Origin of the sequence: Microcoleus vaginatus HSN003 (genome assembly GCF_022701255.1) — a bacterium.
Taxonomy (GTDB): Bacteria; Cyanobacteriota; Cyanobacteriia; order Cyanobacteriales; family Microcoleaceae; genus Microcoleus; species Microcoleus vaginatus_B.
The window spans coordinates 6,571,769-6,591,563 of record NZ_CP031705.1 but is presented as its reverse complement, the minus strand read 5'-3'; the positions used below and the strand labels follow the sequence as shown (position 1 = coordinate 6,591,563).

The following is a 19,795-nucleotide window of genomic DNA, read 5'->3' as shown; positions in this document are numbered from 1 at the left end:
GTGCGAGGGCTTAACGGGAGAAACAAGCTAATTACTAGGCAAATTACGGTCGTTGGATAATTTCTTCGAGGACCCGGCGCTTCGCCTTGGAGTCGATGCCCAGCAAACGGACGTACTCGCCACTGTGTTCTTTGAGACAGCTTTCGAGGGCAGAAATCACTTCAGATTCGCGGTTGGATGCGATCGGGGCGCAACTGCTCCAAGAACCGGTGCGGAAACGGCGCGCGTCGGCGTGTTCCGTGCCAATTTTGTAGCCTTGGGAAAGCAGGTTGCGGATTTGGTCGATCGTCTTGCCGGTCAAACTTCCGCTGCTCGCCGAACCAGTCGAAGCTGCTTTGTATCCCGATGTTGCTGCCGGCTTAGATGTTGCGGCCGGCTGAGCCGATTGACCAACCGGGCCGTCGGGACGCTGAATAATTTCTTCAACTATGCGTCGCTTAGCTTTCGGGTCAATCCCGATCAAGCGCACGTATTCGCCCGGGTACTCGTTCATCACAGCTTCCAAAGCGGCGATCGCCTCAGATTCGTTTCTGACTTGCAGCGAAGCCCCGCTTTGCCAAGAACCGGTGCGGAAGCGGCGCGCGTCGGCGTGTTCCGTCCCCACCTTGTAGCCTTGAGCTAGCAAGCCGCGAACCTGAGCCACTGTTTCGGCACTCAATTTTCCGCTTGACACGGAACCGCTATTGTGGTTGGAAGCTTGTGCAACTTTACCGTTAGATTGGTGAGTTTTCGCACCGTTAGAACCGTTAGAACCGTTAGAGCCGTTTTCTCCCGGTCTTTGGACGATTTCTTCTAGTACGCGGCGCTTGGCTTTGGTGTCAATCCCGATCAAGCGGACGTATTCTCCTTGGTGTTCAGCCATGCAAGCTGACAAAGCCGCGATTACTTCTGAGTCACGGGTTGAGGAAATCGGGCCGCAAGTACGCCAAGAACCGGTACGGAAGCGGCGTGCGTCGGCGTGTTCGGCTCCCACGCTGTATCCTTGAGCTAGTAAATTGCGGATGCTATCGGCAAGAGTTGAACTCAATTGGGTGCCGGCCTGGGTAGAATATTTGGTTTGATTCATATTTGGGTTTGTACTTTTCTCGTTGCGAATTGGTGCTAGACAGGCGATGTTCTCAGCGCAGCGATAACCCGTTCTCAGAGCGTCATTGATGCCGATGACATGGGTCGCAAATTGAACGTCAGAATCTTGAACGTCAGGCAAGCGATCGGCTTGCTTCTGATTAGTGATGATGGCTCCCGAAGGCACGTACTTACCCGGGGGAATCTCCACATCTTTAATTAGTACGTGCATCATGACAATGCAGCCTTTGCCCACTCTGGCATTGAACACCGTAGAGCGAAAGCCGATAAAGCTATCCTCGCCCACGTAGGCAGGGCCGTGAATTAAACTCATGTGGGTGAGGGAAGTATTTTTCCCCACCCACACAGAATAGGACTTGCCGTCGTCTCCTGTGACTCGGCCTTGTTCTAGGCCGTGAATCACTACTCCGTCTTGAATGTTGCTTCCTTGTCCGATATAAAAAGGAGTGCCTTCATCGGCGCGGATAGATGTCCCCGGGGCAATCATCACATTAGAACCGATATGCACATCCCCAATAATGTTAGAAAAGGAATGTACGAAGGCGGTATCGTGAATTTTGGGCTCAGCCAAGTTTTTCGACCAAGGCGTCGGGGGAGCCGCAACGTTGCGGACTGCCATAAATTAAGTTCTCCTAAGCTGAAAAATCTTTTTGTTAGTTGTTAGTTGTTAGTTGTTAGTTGTTAGTTGTTAGTTGTTAGTTATTTTTCCACTAACTGCTAACTGCTAACGGTTGCAACTAGCCGTATGGGTCGTCTTTTTTACTGTAAATGAGGCGGTTTTCTACATTGACAGTATCTATAATGCCTACTACCAGAGCATCGATCGGACGGTTTTCGCTGCCGGGCGCGATCCGGGCTGCGCTGCCTCGGGTTACTAAAACCCATTCATCTATACCAGCGCCCACACAGTCAGCGGCTACTTCATAGCCGGGAACTGGCGAACCTTCCTCATCGATGAATTGCAGCAGTAGAAATTTCGATCCTCTCAGCGTCGGCTCTTTTTGGGTACTGACAACTGTGCCGAGAACTTTGGCCATTTGCATTTTAGGTAATAGGTAATAGGTAATTGGTAATTGTCATTTTTACACTGTCACTTGTCTTTTTTTTATTAGCTCTGTCCTCAGTCCGCTGTCCGCCTTTTAGAGCTTCGTCTAGTAACTAATGACTAATGACTCATGACTCATGACTAATAACCAATATCCCATACCCACCTCAATTAAAAATTAAAAATGCTAAATCAAAAACCTCGCGATTTTTAATTTTTAATTACCAAACGCCCCTCACCGCCGTGAAGCGAAGCTATCCCGTAGGGAATCGCCTATCTTATGATCTGTTGAGGGGACGAATGCCGCTGACGCCTTCACGGAACTGTTCTACAGCTTCGGTGTAGCGAATCGGCAGCACGTACTCTAAGTTTTCGTGAGGGCGGGCGATAATGTGGGTGGACATCACTTGTCCGCCGTTAACGCGCTTCACTGACTCTACTCCGGCGGAAACGGAAGCTTGCACTTCCGAGACATCTCCTCTTACAATAACCGTAACGCGAGCGCTACCGATTTTTTCGTAGCCTACCAAGGTGACGCGGGCTGCTTTGACCATCGCGTCAGCAGCTTCTACAACTGCGGGGAAGCCTAAGGTTTCGATCATGCCAACTGCAATTGCCATTGGTTTTACTCCTGATTGAATATTGGGGAACTAAACAGTTAATTTTTGACGATCGCACAAATTTTCGTTAAACGAAATTTTTGTGCGCTAAGAACTTAGTAGCCTCGGAACTGTTCTACTGCTTCTGTATATCGAATCGGCAGAACGTATTCTAGGTTTTCGTGGGGGCGAGCGATGATGTGGGTAGAGACGACTTCTCCGCCGTTGACCCGCTTAACGGATTCCACTCCTGCTGCGACTGAGGCTTGGACTTCCGACACGTTGCCGCGCACAATTACGGTGACGCGGGCGCTGCCGATTTTTTCATAGCCCACGAGGGTAACGCGGGCAGCTTTGACCATAGCATCGGCAGCTTCCACAACAGCGGGAAAACCTTTTGTCTCAATCATTCCCACGGCAATTGACATTTTTGAATCTCCTTTGAGGATGAGCGAAATTACCGTTACAAATCTTTGAGAAATCTAAAAATTTGGACGGGGAGGCCCACATTTTCTAGTAATGCAGTGTAAAGCTTCCTATCCTATAAGAATAGGGGAATCTGTCCACCTTGACAATATAAACTAACATCATAATGTTTAATAACAAAAATTAAAATTTTTTATGTTACTTAAAATAATTTAATATTTATTTAATAATCTTAATATTTAGAGGGGTAGATACAGAGAGCCAGGGGGGATTAAAGTAAGTAAGAATACTCATAAAGTAGAGTTCGGTATGTGAAGCCGGAGCTGATCAGTGCCTGGAAAATGGGGGATTTCAAAAGGGGGATCGCAGGGAAATCGGCAAAAAAGGCAGTCTTGGCCCATCGGCAGGCATTTTTTCTTTGAGTGCCTCTTGTGCTCAGCCAGTAATTTTGTGGTGAGATAATTATCATTTTTGATGCTTTAATGTATAGTTAATCAGGAGTGCAAATTATTTTGCCACAACTATATGATCGGGTTTAGTCAAAGTTTTAGGGTGTCGCGCGATCGCCCGCGACTGTTTTTGTATAAAGGCAGCCAGTAATTTCAAGTTTCAGGGATAAATTAAATGACTCAATTTCTCCTCCAAGCCTGTTGGTGGGTACCTTTATATGGCTTGATAGGCGCAATTTTAACTTTGCCGTGGTCTACGGGAACCGTTCGCAGAACAGGCCCGAGACCTGCAGCTTACTTCAATTTGCTGATGACTGTGTTGGCTTTCATACACGGGTCAGTTATTTTTACAGCGACTTGGGATCAACCGCCCCAACAATTGCTAGTGCACTGGGTGCAAGCAGCAGATTTAGATTTGTCTTTTGCAATAGAAATCTCCACCGTCAGCGTCGGAGCAATGGAGTTAGTTAGTGTTCTGAGTTTGCTAGCACAAATTTACGCTCTCGGCTACATGGAAAAAGACTGGGCGCTAGCTCGATTTTTTGGGCTGCTCGGTTTTTTTGAAGGGGCAATTAGCGGCATTGCCATTAGCGACTCGCTGCTTCTAACTTACGGTTTGTTGGAACTGCTGACGCTTTCAACTTACTTGCTAGTCGGGTTTTGGTACGCTCAACCGCTGGTAGTAACAGCAGCTCGTGATGCGTTTTTAACAAAGCGTGTAGGAGACGTGCCACTGTTGATGGGAGTAGTGACGCTTTCAACTTTAGCGGGAAGTTTGAATTTTTCCGATTTGGAAATATGGGCTGAAACTGCAACTTTGTCTCCTGTAGTGGCGACTCTTTTAGGTTTGGCTTTAATCTCCGCACCTACGGCCAAGTGTGCTCAATTTCCCTTCCATTTGTGGCTCGACGAGGCGATGGAAGGGCCCAACCCGGCTTCGATTATGCGGAATACGGTAGTTGTGGGCGCTGGGGCTTATGTGTTGATTAAACTTCAGCCTGTTTTGGCGCTGTCGCCCGTGACTGATGCGGTGCTGGTGGTGTTGGGTGCGGTGACTGCTGTTGGCGCTTCCTTGGTGGCGATCGCCCAAATCGACATCAAAAGAGCACTATCGCATTCTACCAGCGCTTCTTTGGGTTTGGTGTTTATCGCCGTGGGGCTAAATCAAGTTGACATTGCTTTGCTGTTGTTGTTCGCCCACTCGATCGCCAAAGGCCTATTATTCATGAGCGTAGGGTCAGTTATTACCACAACTAACACTCAAGATTTAACAGAAATGGGTGGGTTGTGGTCGAAGATGCCTGCCACGACTACGGCTTATTTAGTAGGCGCTGCGGGGATGGTGGCGCTGTTGCCTCTAGGCAACTTTTGGGCGATGCGGCGCTGGCTCAACGGTTTTTGGACTCTGCCTTTGTGGCTGGTAATTGTGTTGCTTTTGGTTAATGGTTTGACGGCGCTAAATTTAACTCGCATATTCGGTTTAGTGTTTGCTGGAAAAGCGCAGCCGAAAACTCGCAGAGCTCCAGAAGTCGGTTGGCCAATGGCTTTGCCGATGGTAATTTTGACCGTAATGGGGCTGTTGGTGCCTTGGATGTTGCAGGAGTGGCAACTTTTAATTAGTTGGACTGGGCCTTGGGCGGAAACGGGGGATTTTGATACTTTAAATTTGCTGTTGAAGACTCTGCATATTCCGCTGTTAATCTTATCTGGGTTGATTGGCGTTGGGGTTGGGGTGGCGATTTATTGGTACGGGGTTTTACCTCGACCGGTACGACTGCCGATGCCGGCGGTGCAGGATTTGTTTGCTTACGATTTTTATATCGATCGAGTTTACCGCTTGACTGTCGTTTGGGCTGTGGCTTTTATTTCTAAAATCAGCGCTTGGACTGATAAGTATGTGGTGGATGGGGCAGTGAATTTGTTCGGTTTTGCCACAATTTTCAGCGGTGAAGGATTGAAATACACCGGCACCGGCCAGTCGCAGTTTTATGTGTTGACTATTGCGGGGGGGGTTGCTGTGTTGCTGGCGTTGGTTATTTGGCAGTTTTAAACCGCAGAGGTTGGCAGATAAATTTTTCGGGTTTGTCTGCTTTTTGTCTGATGTTATTTAATTTTTAACCGCAGATGAAGGCAGATGAAGGCAGATGAACGCAGATAATTTTATTCTGGGTTTGTCTGCTTTTTTATCGAGTTTTATTCAAAATCGATCGGCCACAATTCTGTCACCGCAACTTCCCAACCGGGCAAAAGTTCGGGAATTGAAATCATGTCGCCGTCTCTCAATATAACTGGCTCTGCTTGGGGAGTGTAAATTGTTATTGTGCGCTTGTCCGGGTCGATTAATATTCCTACTTTTGCTCCGAGTTCGATAAATGATAAAATTTTTTCTCGCAGGGGTTTGAGGCGATCCGATTGAGATTTGATTTCTACAACTAAGTCGGGAACAAGTTCGGCAAAATACCTTTTACTTTGTTTGAGGCGATCGGCTACCACAAACGAAACATCCGGTGCTCTGAGATCGGAATTGGGAAGGATAAACCCGCCACTGGAGTCAAACACTCGTCCGAGTTTGCGCGGTTTGACCCAGTTTAGTAAAAGTCTGACTAACTCTGCCCCAATTTCGCTCGATACAATGTCTGATGGGCCCATAACGATAATCTTCCCGTCTACCAGTTCGAGTTGGTAGTCTAGATTTGCTTCCGAGAGTATAGCTTGCAGTTCTTCCAAGTCGGCAACGGTGAGGCGGGTGGAAGGAGAACCGGATTTAATTTGCAAATCTTCTCGATCTGTAAGACTTGAGGTCATAGGAGGATTCCAGAGACATTGGAATCTATGTTAACAAGAAAATCAGCCGATCGCTTTTATATGTAGTTGCTTTGCGTTAATGTTAAATATAGCTCTAAATACTGTGTAACAAAGGAAAGTTTTAATTGATGCTCAGTGCTTTAATCTGGATACCAATGTTGGCTGCTGCCCTAATTGGGCTCTGGCCCGGTTCAGTGAGTTCTAAAATAGTTCGGAATGTGGCGATCGCCATTGCGGGTATAACTTTTATTCTATCGGTGATTTTGGCAATTCAGTTTGATGCCAGTACCAGTCAGTTGCAGTTTTCGGAATTTATTCCTTGGATAGATGTTTTGGGATTGAATTACAATCTCGGCGTTGATGGTTTGGCTCTGCCTTTGGTAATTTTAAATACTCTACTGACAGGAATAGCTATTTACGCTACGGATGAGTCGATCCGCAGACCTCGACTTTATTATTCTTTGATTCTGTTAATTACTGGCGGCGTAACAGGGGCTTTTTTATCTCAAAATTTGCTGCTATTTTTCCTGTTTTTTGAGGTAGAATTGATTCCGCTTTACCTGTTAATTGCGATTTGGGGAGGCGAGCGTCGGGGTTATGCTGCTACTAAGTTTTTAATCTATACTGCATTTTCGGGAATTGTGCTGCTGGCTGCTTTCTTGGGGACTGCTTGGCTTAGCGGTGCTTCGAGTTTCGATATGGTTGGTGCAGCGGGCGCATCGCATTTGCAAGGAGGATTGCCATTGCCTTTGGTAAGGCAAATTGTTTTGCTGGCAGGGGTGTTGCTGGCTTTTGGAATTAAGATGCCTTTGGTGCCTTTTCATACTTGGCTGCCGGATGCTCACGTAGAAGCTTCGACGCCGGTTTCGGTGCTGCTGGCGGGGGTGCTTTTGAAGCTGGGGACTTATGGGATGCTGCGCTTTGGTTTGGGTTTGTTTCCCGATGCGTGGGCGGTGGCGGCACCTTGGCTGGCGAGTTGGGCTGTGGTAAGCGTGCTTTACGGGGCTAGTTGCGCGATCGCCCAAAAAGATATGAAAAAAATTGTAGCTTACAGTTCGATCGCTCACATGGGCTACATTTTGTTAGCTAGCGCCGCAGCTACTCCGATTAGTCTGCTGGGAACTGTTTTACAAATGGTTAGCCACGGCTTAATTTCGGCGCTACTATTCTTAACCGTCGGCATTGTTTACAAAAAATCCGGCACTCGCAACATCGATGTGCTCAAAGGTTTGTTCAATCCCGATCGCGGTTTGCCGATGATTGGCAGTTTAATGATCCTCGGCGTGATGGCAAGTGCCGGTATTCCGGGTTTGGCGGGATTTATTGCTGAATTTTTGATATTTCGGGGCAGTTTGCCAGTGTTTCCGGTGCAAACTTTCCTCTGCATGATCGGCACTGGTTTAACTTCAGTTTACTTTTTAATTATGGTCAACCGCGCCTTTTTCGGCCGCCTTTCGGATGTGGTGGTAAATTTGCCGCAAGTCCGCTGGCGCGATCGCATTCCTTCGCTGGTTTTAGCAATAATTATCGCAATCATGGGAGTGCAGCCGGGAGTGTTAGTTGCTTTGAGCGAAAAAACTGCGATCGGAATGGTAGCTAATGTGCCACCCCAAGTTAAAGTTTCTCAAAACTTAGACTGATAGGATGTCCGGTCGAGCGATCGCAATCTAATTCGTTTGTAGTGAGGAATGCAAGTGATCCTACAATTGTGAGGACGGCCCTACTCACTACAAACAAACGCACCCTGCATAAACCGTAAAAACTCCGGTTTCGTCGAGATAGAGTGCTTCCTAGAGGGGAGATATTTTTATATCAAAAAAAAGTAAATGTTTGTGTTTTTATGTAGCAAACATTACCAAAAATGATATAATAGCAGAGTTATAAAGAGCAAAAAAATAGTTTTAAATTCAGGCTAAATCCAGATGAAAAGTACCGTATTAAAACCGTCTGCCCATCCCCTAGCCGCATACATTGACCTCTTGGAATCAGGCAAAGCTTTACTGCCTGAATCTACGGAAAATGTAGTTGAAGTTGTCGGCGTGCTGAAAAGTTATGGTATTGTTTTAGATGCCTATTCTCGCAATCTAAATTATATTGCCGAAGAACAGTTTTTAGTGCTTTTCCCGTTTTTTAAATATTTCAATGGAGATGTGACTCTGCCCAAATTAATTCGCTATTTGTGGCACGACAGGATTAATTTTGAGTATGCTGAGTATTGCATGAAAACAATGCTTTGGCACGGCGGCGGCGGTTTGGATAGTTATTTGGATTCCCCGGAATTTAGTAGTTTGGCCGAAAAGGCGATCGCGGCTAAGCTGAAAGGCAATTTTTTCATGCAGGGACTCCATAAAGCATTTCCTGATTTTTTGCCGGAACAAGTGCGGATGCTGGCTTATTACACCGGTCTCGGTCAGTTTTGGCGGGTAATGAGCGATTTGTTTATTGATTTATCTGATTCTTACGAAGCCGGTAAAATTAAGTCGATCGCGGACGTAGTTGATTTTGTCTTAGCAGGTTTGGTTAGCGCCGCCAGTTTACCAATTACCTACAGCGTCAAGATTCACGGTCAAGTCTACGATATCATTCCGGCCTCGGCTAAGTTGACATTTTTACCAGATGTAGCAGTGCCTTATGTAGAGTCTATTTTCTTTCGGGGCACAGCTTTTTTTGGCACAGTTTCCTACAACGCTCAAGCCCATCAAATCCCCGAAGAACAAAGAGATTTTACCTACGGTGCTTTGTTTGCTGACCCTTTACCAATTGGAGGTGCAGGGATTCCGCCCACTCAATTGATGCAAGATATGCGGCATTATTTGCCGGAGTATTTGCACGAAGTTTATCGCACTAGCTGTCGCGGTGAAGACGATGTGCGGGTGCAAATTTGTCAGAGTTTTCAAAAGTCGATGTTTTGCGTGACGACGGCGACTATTTTGGGTTTAGCACCTCATCCAATGAATACCTCCGATCCAGAGGAAAAAAAGGCTAATCGAGCTTATTTGGAAGGTTGGATGGATCGATTTGGGACTTCTCGCTTGGATTGGGCAAATCAGCCAACTAACCGGGCCTGTCAGTTGTTCCCCGAACGGTAGAAGGGCGACTGGTTTTGAGGGTGCAAGGTCTCTCGGAGTTACAACAATATTACCTGCTTTGGCAATTGCTTTCTTTTGGAGTGCGAAAGCTCATCCTGGCGATCGAAAGGATATCACGTCCCGTCAAATAGCCGTTATAAGGCAAGTAGTGAAAACTTCAGTCCTCAAACTTTTATGAGGACTGAAGTCCTCACTACCAAACAATTTTATAGGGGTCATTTTAGCGGACATAATATGACCTGATAAACTGTTTGTTTTCGGGTCATTGTGATTGCTTTCATAAGAGATATATCCGCTAACGCTTAGACTGGTAATGACAGGATAAAGCACTTCTTATTTCCGAACTCTCTATATTCGGACTAGAAGACTCAGGCCGTGAGAGTCCGTGCCGCAAGTTCCCAGCAAACCATACGTTTCTGCTAAATCTTTGACTAAAGCAGTTTGTATGGGACTGGGTTTCCAAGGATTGGGATTAGCGTAAGCATAGTAGGTTTCTACACCGTCAATGCCTAAACGGGCTGCTTCTGGGATTAGTTTATCTGCAGTCGATCGATACCGACAAGGATGTGCGAGAACTGCTAAACCTCCTGCTTCATGAATAGCTTCAATTACCTTGGCTGCTGAATAACCATAAGTGCCTTCTGTACTTTTACCTCGTAGGTATAGTTTGAGACTGGGATGTTGCGGATCAAAGGCGTAACCGAGAATGTGTACCTCATTGTTGAGCAATTCGGCATTAATTTCAGCGCCTGTCCAGAGACTAGGTGCTTCGCTATTTTTGTCGGGATGGTTTAATTTCCAATTATCCAGCCAAAGTTGAGCTTTAACGTAGCCTTGGGTGCTGTGGTGGTCGGTGATAGCGAAGCCTTTGAGACCTCCGGCTATGGCTTGTTCCATCAATTTCTCTGGCTGCAATCGCCCGTCGGAGTAGACTGTGTGCATATGAAAGTTATAGGAACCCGGACAGCTATCGGCATCAATTGTCTGAAAGACTTGTTTGAGTGCTGAGATATTCTGGGCTTCTGGTTTGAGACTAGAACTTGTTGGGGAAGCGAAATTGACAGCCATAAACGTTATTATAGAAAAAACTAGCTTTGTTTAATATATCTAATAAATTGATATGTTGCACCTGTGGCAATAGTCGGCTGTAGGATTGAAACATCGGGCGGATTGTTGGGTTCGGCACAAGATATCAATTCACTCGCACATCTTGCACAATTCTTTACCCAGAATTTTATCGTCGGGTGGGGGCGGGTTTATGAGATTATTGATTTTAGGCAATTATATTTGCTAAAACTCTTCCCGGACGGTTGGTTGACAATGGCACAAGATATCAATTACTCCCACATATTGCATCATTCTTAAAAACGCTTTCCGGCCTGTTCCACAAAGAGTAAATTTTTTTGTGGGGTGGGCATCCTGCCCGCCATTGAAAGGTTTGTGGACAAGGCCACAAGATATCAATTCAATCGCACTTTAAACCTGCATCTGCGGCGGTGGGAAATTCGATCGGCACAAAGGTAACGCCATATATTGCTGTAGAACAGGGTACAATATGCGCTACTCGTTTGGGAGGATTTTTCCGATTGCCAGTCTTCGAGTCAAACTCAATTATACCCGTGGCTCCTTCGGCTTTAAAGTTGGGATCGGCTAAAGTTTTTTGCATTCCTTCGCGGCTGGGTTCTGGCTGCATTTCTAGGGCTTTAATCAGCGTCCGGGCGGCATCGTAGGTTAAGGCCGATCGAGTATTCACCGGGCCTCCCCACAATTTTTCCGCGTTTACAGGAAATTTTTTGTCAAAGCTTGCTAGCGGATGCCAAAACAGAGATATTCCCAGTTTTTCAATAGACTTTAGCTCTTTTGCTACTTCTAGCGTTCTCGGCTCGTACAGAGTCCAGGGCCCGACAATCCAATTGCGATCGCCGTTAGTTTTTATCATTTCGATCGCATTTTCTACGGAATTAGTTACTTGACCGTCTGGAAAGAGTGCTATGGCTTTTATTCCGGCTTTCTCAACTTCTTTGATCGCTGCTTCTGCGTTGAAATCATTTTTGGATAAGTTCTCATAATTTCTGAGTCTATAAGTTTTACCTCCTTTGGCTTCAAATTGCTCGGTAAATTGTTCCCACAAAGAATAGCTAAACGGACTGTCTGGATTGTAAAAAACTGCTACTTTTTTTCGCCCTACGCTCAGCAATTGATTTACTAAGCCTTCAGCTTCTACGCTAGTTGTCGGAGCCGTCCGAAAGAAAAATTTTCGGGGTTTTCGGGTCAGTTCTTCTGTGGTGCTTCCCGGAGAAAGGGCGACTAATTTATGGCGATTGTAAATATCTACTGTTTCCACAGTCATGTCGCTCGTATAATGTCCGATGAGTGCCAGAATATCTGGCTGCTCGACTAGGTAATTTGCTCTTTGAACTGCGTAGGATTTAATGTTTCCGTCATCAGCAATGATGACTTTAAGACCTTTTCCGTTAATAGCTTTTGGTTGGAGAAATCCTTGACCGGGAAAATCTCGCTTGCTCTCATTGGAGATGAGACTTAAATTAACTTCGGTTTGAGCTTGAGCAATGCCGCGCAGCAGTTCTTCGGCTAAGTTGGCGTTGGCGATGCTACCGTCTTGATTTCTGCGGATGGGAACAACAATGGCGATGGTATAATACTCTGCACCGCTCGCTTCCAGCAGGGCATTGTTTATGTAAATTAAAGTTTCCGGATCTCTGCGATCTTCCCTCCATGACTGTTTGAGCAATTTAAAAGCTTCTGGATAATTTGAGTCTGCAAATTCGCTAATTCCTCTTTGTTTTGACCAAAGGGCAGAGGTTTGCACTAGAAGTTTTTCGCCAGAACTTACACCATCTGCGGAGGGTGCAGGCTGTGTTGGTGGCGGTGAAATTGGGGAGGGTTCAGCCTGCGTTGGTTGCGTTGAAGTTATCGGGATTAGCGGGGGAATTCTGGGGTTTAAAAGTACGATCGACACTGCTGTAGCAATTCCCGCACAAGCTAACAACAGTCGGCGAAGCCCAGTGTTGTCGCCTTCGGGAGATTCGGGCTGTTCGAGCGAGTCTAAAGCGCTCAAAATCTGAGCGACAGATTGGTAGCGGTGTGTAAAATGCAAGCGCACCATCCCAGTTAAAATATCTCTGAAACCGTCGCTAACTTGTACCGCCGGTCGATCGTGTGTAGAGTAATGCCAAACGAGATCGCAAGTTACGGGATCGCTGAGGAACTCGTTGGGACTTCGCCCGGTGAAAGCTTGAATGGCGGTAATTCCGAGCGCGTAAATGTCGTTGTAAGGTTGCGGTGGCAACCGCGTATCGGATTGTTCGGCTGGCATATAAAATCGGGTGCCGATCGCCTGCGATGTGAATATATCACCTGTAGCGTTAGCAGTAAACCTGCTGATTTCTTTGACCGCTCCAAAATCAATTAAAACAATTTTTCTATCTTTTTTTCGCCGGATTAAGTTAGCAGGTTTAATGTCGCGGTGGACAATATTTGCGTCGTGGACAATTTCTAATATTTCCAGAACTTCCCGCAAAAAAGCAACGGTTTTTTTCTCCGTCCACTGGTTGCCACGAGTGAGTTCTCTACTGAGCGGATATCCTTTAATGTATTCTTGAACTAAGTAAAAATTCTTGTTGTTTTCAAAGCGATCGAACAATTCGGGAATCTGCGAGTGTGTCCCGAGTATTTCTAAAGCTCTAGCTTCCATTTCAAAGCGGCTGCGTGCCCTTTCCAAGACGCGCGGATCGTTCGCGATCGGCAAAGGAATTTCCTTAACGACGCACAGAGGATTTCTGGTTTTTTTTAGTTTTGCAGCCTTGTAGGTTCTCGCAAATCCTCCTTCTCCCAACTGTTCTATAATTCTGTAGTTTCCGTGCATTCCGTGCAATATATGCCCTCGTTCTAGACACATAAATTTTCCAAAATTTATTGACAATTTGTGGTTTTTAATGTCGATCGTAACAAGCCTGAATTAGGTGAGGGATGTCTAGCAATCGGTAATTAGTAATTGATAATTAGTAATTGGCAATCGCTCGGCGAGTACCTAACTGACTTGAAAACTGCTCTACAAGCTTTTTCGCTGCCAGATGCAGGGTGATATTATATCAAAAATGGGCAATCGATCGAACTCGCTTTAACAAGTTAGCCCGGGGTGTCAGCCAGCGAAATTTCATTCGGGCGATCGAATATTGCAAGTCTGCCGGGGCGGGTTTATAGGATCTCGGATTTGTACTGAAGATCGGGCGCGAACCCTTTCAAGGTCGTACTCGAATATGCTGTACTTGTTATTCGAGTAAAACCTTGAACCCTACAAAAATTACGGTTAATATGACACACTCTACAGCAAACTGATGGCTAATGACTGATGACTGCTGACTAATTAAGTTTCCCCTAACTTGCTGAGTACAAAAGCAACCAGAAACCCGCCGACAGTAATTAATCCGGCAAAATCGTGAGTTTCCTCGAAGGCTTCGGGAATCATGGTATCTGAAATCATGGCTAAAATACCGCCCGATGCTACGGCGGTAGTTGCAGCGATTATTTCCCCAGAAAAGTGGCTAAAAAGCGTATATCCTAACAATGCTGCGATACCGGAAATAACTGCGATCGCGCCCCAAACTCCAAAAACTTAACCGATCGATCTCCCTGCTTTTTTCATCCGGCGGCGCTAGAGAGGCCTTCGGGAATGTGGGAGAGAAAAATTGCCGCTACAGTCACCCAACTGACAGCGCCTCCAGAAATCATGCTGACACCAACGACGATCGACTCCGGTATCCTGTCTAACAGCGCGCCGAGGGCGATGGCTAATCCGCCATCGCCTGACTCTGTTTTAGCTGGGTGCAAATTGCCCGATCGCTTGCGGTGTTTTGCTCCCTGTTGACCCAAAAACCAATTGGCGGCTGTGTAGACAGCAGCGCCCCCCAAAAAGCCGATCGCCGTCGAGTCGAAACCGCCGCGCTTGTAAGCTTCATCGATCAGCTCAAAGGATAGCGCTGAAATCAGCACACCAGCGCCAAAAGCCATAATTGTCGCGATCGCCCGCTGAGGAATGCTCACAAAGTAACCCACCGCCGCTCCCAGTAGCAGCGCCGAACCCCCCACTAAACCCCAAAATCCTGCCTGCAACCACACTGGAAACATCAGTCGCACCTCAAAGGAAAAATTTTTTCTGCCCGCCTAAAAATTATATATAGGACTTACGGATGGGGACCAGAAACCGGGTTGTTTACCTAATCTGCTAAGTAAATTCCTCATAGTTAGAGTCGCTAATGTTCCCATCAACATTAAAACTTTTACCCCAGGATGCGATTGACTCGAAACCAGCGATAGCGGTAGGCTTCTAAGGAAATAGAGGGCTAATTTTTTTAACTAGCATTATTCAATCAATAATAATAACGATCTTTGCTCCTTATCGCCGTCTGCGCTGACCGAAAGCATCCAGGATACAAGCCCCCGGATTCATCCGTGGAGAAATAAAAAGCCTGTATCCGATGAAACTTGCCCCCCGAATTTATCCGTGGGGTCAATGCTTCAATTCTTTAATCTAAAATCTAAAATCGATTGACGGATATCCTGGTCCAACAATTAGATAAGTGAACCAACCAATCGTTGCTGCAATCATGTGAGAAATCACCCGTATTTTGAATTCGTTTGTGCTGTGTTGGATGTCTAGATAAATTAAGAATGAACTGGCAGCAAGGGATGCGAATAATAAACGTTGACCACTCAGAAACTTGACTAAAGCTAAGACTGTTAATACCGTCGCATTTGCTACCAGTGTTCGGAAAAACTATCCCGGTAATTTTAAACGGCGTCTGAAAGAAAGATTGGCTCCTTCTAATGGTTTTCAGCTCGAATGTTTTGGCTTCCTTTGATTCCTCTACAAAGCCAATAAAAGAGCCGTGTAAATTCCCGCACCAAGAGCAAATGCCCAAAACCGACTTTCTCGTTCCTCTGGCAATTCTTCTTTGAGGACGTTGAGAACAATTCCTCCGGCTAAAAAAGCAAATAAAACTGCGATCGCAGTTTTTCCAATTTCAGTAGCGCTACCCAACACCCACCCCACAATAATAGCTGCTGCTAGTATCCAGCGTCCGATGCGGTCATAAATATGCTTGTGGTGTTCCCGCAAACCAGAGTCGTTCACTGCAAAGTGCAGTGCCATTGCACAAGAAAACAACAGCAGATTGGTAATGCCCAGTTGTTCCCGATGCACCAGCAGATAGCCAATCAGAGCGTTGTAAATTGAAAAAGAGGCAATGTGCAACCAAAAAACACCAAGACTGGTCACATCCTCTTCGCCCCGCTGACGAGATAAATTTGCCATTTGCTCCAGGCCGTAAAATACAGTCAATCCTAACAAAGCTATTAAATAAACGTGGTGTTCTAGATAGGAAATAGCTCCTGCTTCTACTTGTTCTAATACCACTTGGTGCAGATTTAATTCCGGTAAAATATGCACAAAAACATAAGCTACCGAAACCCCACTTGCTGCTGAAAGCCAGCCATTGCGAGGAATAGGAGCAAACCGCAACTTGCCGCAAAATAAATGTGTCAGCGCTAAACCAATGGCAATCAGCGCGGTTAAAGCTAAAGTATTAGGAGCAGGGCGTAAAGCTGCTGTTATTACCATAATTATGTTCAAGCAAATTAATCCTCGCCTAAAGCTTTAATGACTTGGTAATACTTCTCTTGGACATCTTTCTGGTCTTGCTCCGGAGAGATTTCTTCGCGGCTCGTATTTAAAATCATCTCCGCCTGACGGCGTAAAGCTTTTCGTTGTTTGGAATTGCGGGTGTAAGTGGCGATGCAAGCTATAGCTTCCAATAAGCGAATTGTTACCGCCACATCTGATTTACTGTACTGGCGAATTTGGTTAAAGGCAGCATCGACTAACCCTTCAAAGGTCACTCCTTCAACAATGACGCGCAAATTCTGTTCATCGTCGTAGCGATAGGGCGAGGGAAAATCCCTTTGAGCGAGGCGGGATAATCCGGCGCTGAGTCGATCGATACACCGAATCGCAGTAAATGGATCGTTGATAGCAGGAGAAATCGCACGCAAGGCAATTTCAACTAACTGATCGATTGGAAATTCTACATCTTGATATTCAGTCCGTTCTTTGCCCAGAATAAAAGCATCGTTAATCTGTTGTTTCAGGCTTTGATTCACCCCTTTTTCCGGGGAAACCATCGCTACATCGCTGCCCTTGACGATAAACTTTCCCGGTCGAGTTGTAAGACGTACAAGCGTATTAGACTGACGGGCAATTTTCATTAATTCGTCGTCATCGATTGCTTGCAAATAACCCTCGCCAGTGGCTTTGATTGGACTTGCTTCCGAGTCAAAATTTGCAGGAATTTCTCCCACTTGTCGCGAGTTGTTCGCTTTACCTCCTCCGATTTTTCCGGGAAACAGACGATCTAGAGCTTTGTCTAAATCCCCACTAACCTGAGTAATTACATGGGACGCTTGAATAATGGTTGATGCGTGATGGATAAAGTAAATCAGTACCCCGATACTGGCAATTGCCAATCCGGTACCAACTGTAACCGAGAGTTGGGGTACAAAGAGAGTGTATCCATCTCCTTCTGAATGAATGGTTCGCAGTACGAGTAAACAGTAAATAAACGTGCCAATGAAAGTGCCAAGCACGATTTGATTGCCCGTATCCTGCATAAAATTACGCAGCAATCGGGGGCCAAAATTTGAACTCGCCAACTGAAGCGCCACAATAGTAATGGAAAAAGCTGTAGCAACAACGCTGACCATTGAACTGGCAACCGATGAAAGAACCGCTCGCGCACCATCGGCTCCACCCGTGTAAATCCACCTCCAGTCTGGTATATTACCCGTGCGGTCAAGTGTCAGCATTGCGATCGCTAAAATCATCGACCCCAGCGCCATCAACGTTGGGATAAACCAGTAGCTAGAGTGCAGCGAGTCCCAAATTTTGCTTAACTTGACATTTTTCATGAGTTGGGGTGGCGTGAAGATTGTCCGTTGCCGTTGCCGTCTTGTTGCGATCGCACTTCAATTAGTTTTTGCAGAGAACCGCTGATGCTGCGGGGTTTAGGAACTTCACCATTACCAACGGGCCATCCTTCGCGTTGACGTTTGCGATCGCCATCCGTCTCTTCGGTTTGGTCGTGAAACAAAATTTGCTGCGTAGGAAAGGGCAAGTCGATGCCGTTGGCAGTAAGCTTTTCTTTAATCGCAGACAGCACCTTGTCCCGCGATCGCAGATCGTCCATTCGTCGCGGCGGAGCAATCCACCATCGAGCGCGGATATTGACACTACTTCCTGCAAGTTCCATCAGCAGCACGTCAGGAGCAGGGTCATTCAAAACCTCATCCACATTGTGCATGGCTTCCATCATTAACTGCTTGGCTAGGTCAATATCATCGCCGTAGCCGATACCAACGTCATATTCCATCCGCCGTTTATCAAAGGCGGTATTCACCATAACAGAATTGGTGAACAATTCGGCATTGGGAATTACAATCCGGCGACCATCATAGGTTCGGATTGTTGTAGCGCGAGTTTCAATACTTTCTACCGTTCCCTCAAAGTTTTTAAACACAATCTGGTCATCGATTTGGAACGGTTCCGTCAAAAGAATTAGGATACCAGCTAGGAAGTTTTGTAAGATATCGCGAAAGGCAAAACCAATCGCTACCCCGCTAATTCCCAGCAGTTGCACCAAATCGCCTGCTTTAAATGTGGGAATTACAATCGACAAGGCAATAAACAGACCAACCAGAACAGTAATACCCTGCGCTAACCTTCCCAACACCAGTCCCAAATTCCGGGATTGGCGGTGGTTGCGGGTAACCCGCCTGACCAATCTCTTAATTGACCTCCCAACAAAGAAAAAGATTGCAAAAACAATGAACGCTAGTATCATATTAGGCAGCAGGACAATGAAGCCATTGATCATGCTCTCAATCTTGTCCCAGACTCCGGATATTTCTGCTGTCATAAAACTTCCTCTTGCATCAGTTGTTATTGATAGTATTAAAATTAGCCATGTCCCACTCTATCTTAAGGCAGTAGATTACTGTAAGGTGAGGCTAATTTAGGACTTACACAGCCCCAGTAAATATTGGGGATGGTGAGTTAGGCAGAAAGCTAACGCACCAACAATTTTTTTCAAGTGGATATCGCAACCACATCTTGACCGTTGAGTTTTTGTGCTATCGCATCCAGCACCCTCTGTTCTGCTTCGGAAACCTCTCCGCTATTGTCGGCAATGCGACGGCATTGAGCTAATAGCGGTACTGCAAAGTCGGGGTTAAGTTGCTCTAACAATGCACCCAATGGTTTGGGAGACTTGATGTTAGCAGCAATCCTTTTGAGAGAATCGGCATTTAATTGCAATGCCTTCAATTCTGGCAGAATATCTTCCCAGTTTTTGTTGGGATAACTAGCCAAAATCATGTGAACCATAATTTGATCCATGCCCGCTTGCTGGGCGATCGCCACATCAAGATATTTCTCGCTTTGTTGCTGGATCGCTTGCAGCGTTTCGGTTCCAGGTTCTTCAGTATCTTCCCTCAGTTTGGCTTCGTAAAACTGGCGCGCCGCATATCCCAGCGCGTACAGCATCGTCGCATTCGTACTCGCACCAATCATCGCGCCAGCCAGCGGTACGTTGCGTAAAAAGCCCAAACCAGCTCTCATGGCGTTGCTACCGCCTAGCGCTAACCCAAAAATTGCCAAAACCTCGCCTCTTCGGGCTGGCTCTTGCAAATCCATCCCATAGGCGGCGGCAATTTCATAAACCATTTCGGTTTGAATCGCAGTAGTTGCGGCTAAATCGATCGCCAGCAGTGCAGCCGCGACACCGGGTAAAATGCTGCTAGCAAATCCGACACCACCCGCTTGGATCGCTTTTTCCACCATAATGCGATGGGCAATTGCGCTGGGATCTTCATTGGGATACTTTTGTTGGAGTTCCTTGACTTGAGCTTCGGCTTTGGCTAAGTCGATGCGATCGCTGACCCCAACTAACCAATCAAGCCTGAGTACCCCTGCCACTTGTTTAACAAAGGGAAGAGTGCCAACATAAGTTACCGCATCTCCGGTTCCTTGCGTCGCTTGTCCAATCAATCGATAAGTTTGTTTAGCAGCAGCTTCCCCCAAATCAACTGCTGTGTCAACAACCGCTTTGCCTGCTTTCAGTGCAGATTCTGTTGTCTCGGCAATGAAATTTAACCAACCAGACTTTTGCTGTGAATTAGTTTCTTTTTTTGGGTTTGATTGGTGATCATCCATCACTGTTTTTT

The 19,795-nt window shown here is 46.2% G+C and carries 18 protein-coding genes; 5 read left to right on the top strand and 13 right to left on the bottom strand.

Annotation, left to right across the window (positions count from 1 at the left end):
• Nucleotides 1–43: 43 nt before the first annotated feature.
• The 4 genes from ccmM to D0A37_RS28145 form a co-directional block, all read right to left on the bottom strand.
• Complete coding sequence (gene ccmM / locus D0A37_RS28160) at nt 44–1,705, bottom strand: beta-carboxysome scaffolding protein CcmM (RefSeq protein WP_242719593.1); 1,662 nt, start codon at nt 1,703–1,705, stop codon at nt 44–46.
• A 118-nt stretch (nt 1,706–1,823) separates the two neighbouring features.
• A complete protein-coding gene (gene ccmL, locus D0A37_RS28155) occupies nt 1,824–2,129 on the bottom strand; it encodes a beta-carboxysome shell vertex protein CcmL (RefSeq protein WP_006635057.1) in 306 nt (101 codons plus the stop codon).
• A gap of 280 nt (nt 2,130–2,409) precedes the next feature.
• Entirely contained in the window at nt 2,410–2,751 is a 342-nt protein-coding gene (locus tag D0A37_RS28150; RefSeq protein ID WP_242719590.1) for a carbon dioxide-concentrating mechanism protein CcmK, read from the bottom strand.
• Between the two features lie 95 nt (nt 2,752–2,846).
• A complete protein-coding gene (locus D0A37_RS28145; RefSeq protein ID WP_006635059.1) occupies nt 2,847–3,158 on the bottom strand; it encodes a carbon dioxide-concentrating mechanism protein CcmK in 312 nt (103 codons plus the stop codon).
• Between the two features lie 622 nt (nt 3,159–3,780).
• On the opposite strand from D0A37_RS28145, the gene D0A37_RS28140 reads away from it, so the two are divergent.
• On the top strand, nt 3,781–5,655 hold the full coding sequence (locus tag D0A37_RS28140) for an NAD(P)H-quinone oxidoreductase subunit F (RefSeq protein WP_242719588.1): 1,875 nt from the start codon (nt 3,781–3,783) through the stop codon (nt 5,653–5,655).
• Between the two features lie 143 nt (nt 5,656–5,798).
• Here the strand turns inward: D0A37_RS28140 and D0A37_RS28135 are convergent, their stop codons facing one another.
• Entirely contained in the window at nt 5,799–6,410 is a 612-nt protein-coding gene (locus D0A37_RS28135) for a Uma2 family endonuclease (protein WP_242719586.1), read from the bottom strand.
• A gap of 128 nt (nt 6,411–6,538) precedes the next feature.
• Here D0A37_RS28135 and D0A37_RS28130 point away from each other — a divergent pair, with 128 nt between their 5' ends.
• Together D0A37_RS28130 and D0A37_RS28125 are read left to right on the top strand one after the other, a co-directional pair.
• On the top strand, nt 6,539–8,050 hold the full coding sequence (locus D0A37_RS28130; protein WP_242725802.1) for an NADH-quinone oxidoreductase subunit M: 1,512 nt from the start codon (nt 6,539–6,541) through the stop codon (nt 8,048–8,050).
• Between the two features lie 282 nt (nt 8,051–8,332).
• Nucleotides 8,333–9,499, top strand: coding sequence for a CO2 hydration protein (locus D0A37_RS28125; RefSeq protein ID WP_242719584.1), 1,167 nt, complete (start codon nt 8,333–8,335; stop codon nt 9,497–9,499).
• 348 nt (nt 9,500–9,847) lie between these two features.
• Here D0A37_RS28125 and D0A37_RS28120 read toward each other — a convergent pair whose 3' ends face one another.
• Both D0A37_RS28120 and D0A37_RS28115 read right to left on the bottom strand, forming a co-directional pair.
• Nucleotides 9,848–10,567 carry a PHP domain-containing protein gene (locus tag D0A37_RS28120; RefSeq protein ID WP_242719582.1) on the bottom strand — a complete coding sequence of 240 codons (720 nt, stop codon included), beginning with the start codon at nt 10,565–10,567 and terminating at the stop codon, nt 9,848–9,850.
• Between the two features lie 397 nt (nt 10,568–10,964).
• A complete protein-coding gene (locus tag D0A37_RS28115) occupies nt 10,965–13,418 on the bottom strand; it encodes a bifunctional serine/threonine-protein kinase/ABC transporter substrate-binding protein (protein WP_242719580.1) in 2,454 nt (817 codons plus the stop codon).
• 182 nt (nt 13,419–13,600) lie between these two features.
• On the opposite strand from D0A37_RS28115, the gene D0A37_RS29255 reads away from it, so the two are divergent.
• The gene (locus D0A37_RS29255) at nt 13,601–13,723 is read left to right on the top strand and encodes a hypothetical protein (protein ID WP_278187127.1); all 123 of its coding nucleotides are present in this window, start codon (nt 13,601–13,603) and stop codon (nt 13,721–13,723) included.
• A gap of 278 nt (nt 13,724–14,001) precedes the next feature.
• Nucleotides 14,002–14,139, top strand: a complete 138-nt coding sequence (locus D0A37_RS28110; protein ID WP_242719578.1) for a hypothetical protein — start codon at nt 14,002–14,004, stop codon at nt 14,137–14,139.
• 22 nt (nt 14,140–14,161) lie between these two features.
• On the opposite strand, the gene D0A37_RS28105 is transcribed toward D0A37_RS28110, so the two are convergent.
• From D0A37_RS28105 to D0A37_RS28085, 6 genes are all read right to left on the bottom strand, one after another.
• Nucleotides 14,162–14,647, bottom strand: coding sequence for a ZIP family metal transporter (locus D0A37_RS28105; protein WP_242719576.1), 486 nt, complete (start codon nt 14,645–14,647; stop codon nt 14,162–14,164).
• Nucleotides 14,648–15,050: 403 nt separating this feature from the next.
• Nucleotides 15,051–15,236: a hypothetical protein gene (locus D0A37_RS29645; RefSeq protein ID WP_445242567.1), complete on the bottom strand. Its 186-nt coding sequence runs from the start codon at nt 15,234–15,236 to the stop codon at nt 15,051–15,053.
• Between the two features lie 150 nt (nt 15,237–15,386).
• A complete protein-coding gene (locus tag D0A37_RS28100) occupies nt 15,387–16,139 on the bottom strand; it encodes a hypothetical protein (RefSeq protein ID WP_242719574.1) in 753 nt (250 codons plus the stop codon).
• Nucleotides 16,140–16,156: 17 nt separating this feature from the next.
• A complete protein-coding gene (locus D0A37_RS28095; RefSeq protein ID WP_242719572.1) occupies nt 16,157–17,482 on the bottom strand; it encodes a DUF2254 domain-containing protein in 1,326 nt (441 codons plus the stop codon).
• Nucleotides 17,479–18,489 (bottom strand): mechanosensitive ion channel family protein, encoded by a 1,011-nt coding sequence (locus D0A37_RS28090; RefSeq protein WP_242719570.1) that lies wholly within the window; start codon nt 18,487–18,489, stop codon nt 17,479–17,481. The genes D0A37_RS28095 and D0A37_RS28090 overlap by 4 nt, the downstream gene beginning before the upstream one ends.
• Nucleotides 18,490–18,659: 170 nt before the next feature.
• A complete protein-coding gene (locus tag D0A37_RS28085) occupies nt 18,660–19,784 on the bottom strand; it encodes an EcsC family protein (RefSeq protein ID WP_242719568.1) in 1,125 nt (374 codons plus the stop codon).
• Nucleotides 19,785–19,795 lie beyond the last annotated feature (11 nt).

What these genes read in the sequence shown, in the direction of transcription:
- ccmM (WP_242719593.1), bottom strand. Translation starts at nt 1,705, where the DNA reads ATGGCAGTCCGCAACGTTGCGGCTCCCCCGACGCCTTGGTCGAAAAAC.
- ccmL (WP_006635057.1), bottom strand. Translation starts at nt 2,129, where the DNA reads ATGCAAATGGCCAAAGTTCTCGGCACAGTTGTCAGTACCCAAAAAGAG.
- D0A37_RS28150 (WP_242719590.1), bottom strand. Translation starts at nt 2,751, where the DNA reads ATGGCAATTGCAGTTGGCATGATCGAAACCTTAGGCTTCCCCGCAGTT.
- D0A37_RS28145 (WP_006635059.1), bottom strand. Translation starts at nt 3,158, where the DNA reads ATGTCAATTGCCGTGGGAATGATTGAGACAAAAGGTTTTCCCGCTGTT.
- D0A37_RS28140 (WP_242719588.1), top strand. Translation starts at nt 3,781, where the DNA reads ATGACTCAATTTCTCCTCCAAGCCTGTTGGTGGGTACCTTTATATGGC.
- D0A37_RS28135 (WP_242719586.1), bottom strand. Translation starts at nt 6,410, where the DNA reads ATGACCTCAAGTCTTACAGATCGAGAAGATTTGCAAATTAAATCCGGT.
- D0A37_RS28130 (WP_242725802.1), top strand. Translation starts at nt 6,539, where the DNA reads ATGCTCAGTGCTTTAATCTGGATACCAATGTTGGCTGCTGCCCTAATT.
- D0A37_RS28125 (WP_242719584.1), top strand. Translation starts at nt 8,333, where the DNA reads ATGAAAAGTACCGTATTAAAACCGTCTGCCCATCCCCTAGCCGCATAC.
- D0A37_RS28120 (WP_242719582.1), bottom strand. Translation starts at nt 10,567, where the DNA reads ATGGCTGTCAATTTCGCTTCCCCAACAAGTTCTAGTCTCAAACCAGAA.
- D0A37_RS28115 (WP_242719580.1), bottom strand. Translation starts at nt 13,418, where the DNA reads ATGTGTCTAGAACGAGGGCATATATTGCACGGAATGCACGGAAACTAC.
- D0A37_RS28110 (WP_242719578.1), top strand. Translation starts at nt 14,002, where the DNA reads ATGGCTAAAATACCGCCCGATGCTACGGCGGTAGTTGCAGCGATTATT.
- D0A37_RS28105 (WP_242719576.1), bottom strand. Translation starts at nt 14,647, where the DNA reads ATGTTTCCAGTGTGGTTGCAGGCAGGATTTTGGGGTTTAGTGGGGGGT.
- D0A37_RS28100 (WP_242719574.1), bottom strand. Translation starts at nt 16,139, where the DNA reads ATGGTAATAACAGCAGCTTTACGCCCTGCTCCTAATACTTTAGCTTTA.
- D0A37_RS28095 (WP_242719572.1), bottom strand. Translation starts at nt 17,482, where the DNA reads ATGAAAAATGTCAAGTTAAGCAAAATTTGGGACTCGCTGCACTCTAGC.
- D0A37_RS28090 (WP_242719570.1), bottom strand. Translation starts at nt 18,489, where the DNA reads ATGACAGCAGAAATATCCGGAGTCTGGGACAAGATTGAGAGCATGATC.
- D0A37_RS28085 (WP_242719568.1), bottom strand. Translation starts at nt 19,784, where the DNA reads ATGGATGATCACCAATCAAACCCAAAAAAAGAAACTAATTCACAGCAA.